The organism is Clostridium sp., from assembly GCF_051650885.1.
GTDB lineage: Bacteria > Bacillota > Clostridia > Clostridiales > Clostridiaceae > Clostridium.
The window spans coordinates 1-2496 of sequence record NZ_JBOFRG010000354.1 but is presented as its reverse complement, the minus strand read 5'-3'; the positions used below and the strand labels follow the sequence as shown (position 1 = coordinate 2496).

The 2496-nt window shown below is 32.1% G+C and carries 1 protein-coding gene; it reads left to right on the top strand.

Annotated elements, in window-relative coordinates; all coding sequences use genetic code 11:
* Positions 1 to 2496 (top strand): DUF7507 domain-containing protein (locus tag ACRC28_RS17865; RefSeq protein WP_438544802.1); only part of this gene is annotated, 2496 nt, incomplete at both ends.

Genomic DNA, 2496 nt, shown 5'->3' with positions numbered 1-2496 from the left:
GTTGCAACTATTGATAAAGAAAGTGGTGGGCTTGTAAAATCAGTGGATAAGGCATATGCAAAAGTGGGAGATACGGTAACTTATACTGTTAATTTAAGAAATACAGGAAATGTAAACGCAAATGATGTAACTCTTACTGATATAATTCCAAATGATACAAGCTTCGTTTTAGGTTCAGTTACTGTAAATGGAACACCATTCTCCTCAGTAAATCCGCAAAATGGAGTACCAATTGGAACTATTGCACCAAATGGAACTAGTGTTGTTACCTTTAAAGTAACAATTTTGAAAATACCAAATCCAAATCCAATTCCAAATAAAGCTACTGTAAATTATAGTTATACAGTAGACCCAAGTAATCCTAATAGTGTAAATAAGACTAATGAAAGTAATACTGTTACAACTGCTGTTAATCAAGGTATTGTTGACCCTGCAACTGGTGGACTTATTAAGGAAACAGATAAAGAGTTTGCATCTGTTGGAGATACAATAACTTACACTATTAAAATGAAAAATACTGGAAATATTAAAGTTGATAATGTTATTTTTAAAGATACTGTTCCAAATGGAACAAGCTTTATTCCAAATACGTTTACTATTGATGGAGGTATTATTCCAAATGCAAATCCACAAGTTGGAGTAAATGTTGGAAGTATTAATCCTAATGACACAAAAGTTATAACTTTTAAGGTTCTCGTAACAACTATTCCAATTCCAAATCCAATTAAGAATAGTGGAACAATAAATTATGAATTTGTAGTCAATCCAGTTACAGGAGAAAAAGGTCCAGGATCTGGAAACACAAATGAAGTAACGACAAAGGTAAATGAAGCAAGTATTGACCCTACAAAGGGAGATTTAGTAAAAAGCCGTGATAAGGAATTTGCAGCTATTGGTGAGGAAATAACTTATACTGTAAGAATAAGAAATTCTGGAAATATTGATGCTGAAAATGTTGTGTTTTATGATACTATTCCAAATGGAACTAGCTTTGTAAGCAATTCTGTCGTTGTAGATGGTGCATCGAAGGCGAATCAAAGTCCAGGAAGTGGTGTATCAATTGGTACAATTAGACCAAATCAAACAGTTGTAGTTGTATTTAGGGTAGTTGTTACAGAAATGCCAAGTCCAAATCCAATTCCAAATCAAGGAATGGTTGACTATAGATATTTAGTAGATCCACTTACTAGTAAGTATAAAGAGGACAAAGCTATTACAAATACAGTTTACACTAAGGTTAATGAAGCAATTTTAAAACCTGATGTTGGTGGCATTGAAAAAACTACTGATAAGGATTTTGCAAAAGTTTCTGATGTAATAACTTACACTGTTACTCTTAGAAATAGAGGAAATGTAAATGCTAATAATGTAATTTTAATAGATACAATTCCAAATGGAACTGAATTTGTAGATAACTCTGTTCTTATAAATGGTGTAGTAAGTACAGGAACTAATCCTCAAAAAGGAATTCCAGTTGGAGTTATTGAACCAAATGGTGCAGTTCAAGTTCAGTTTAAAGTAAAGGTAGTTTCTGTCCCAAATCCAAATCCAATTCCAAATAAAGGTGAGGTTACCTTTAGCTATACTGCTAATCCTAATAATCCAAATGGTGAAAAAGGACGTGAAACATCTAATACTACAACAACTAAAGTAAATTCTGCAAATATTGGTAAGGAAGATGGTGGACTTGTAAAAGCTGTTGATAAAGCTTTTGCAGATGTAGGTGAAATTTTAACTTATACGATCAATCTTAGAAATACTGGAAATGTAAATGCAGAAAATGTTGTAATGAGAGATACAGTTCCAGGTGGAACTTCATTTATTCCAGGTTCTGTTACTGTAAATGGTCAAAATATAAGTGGTGCAAATCCTGAAAATGGAATCCAAGTTGGAACTATAGCACCAAGTGGAAATGTTAGAATTAGCTATAAAGTTAAAATTGTTGAAATGCCAAATCCAAATCCAATTCCAAATACAGCAAATGTTAGTTATAGCTTTATTGTAAATCCACAAGCACCAGTACAAACAAATGTAACTAATACTAGTAATGAAGTATTAACTAAAGTAAATTCACCAAATATAAATCCTGATAATGGAAGTGTTACAAAGGCAGTTGATAAAGGTTATGCAAAAGTAGGGGAAGAATTAACGTATACAATTTCTGTAACTAACAAAGGTAATGTTGTAGCTACAAATGTTGTTATTCATGATACTATTCCTGAAGGAACTAGCTTTATAAATAACTCTGTTACTGTAAATGGAGCTAATCAAGTTGGAGCTGATCCAAGCCTTGGTGTTAATGTTTCAGATATTTTACCTGGAAATACAGTTGTTTTAACTTATAAAGTTACTGTAATTACTATTCCAAAGGTAAATCCAATTCCAAATAAGGGAGCCGTTTCATATTCATTTACAAAAGACCCTAATAGACCAAATGGAGAGCGTGTTGAAGTTTTAACTAATGAGGTTTTAACTAAAGTAAATTCTGCAAGTATA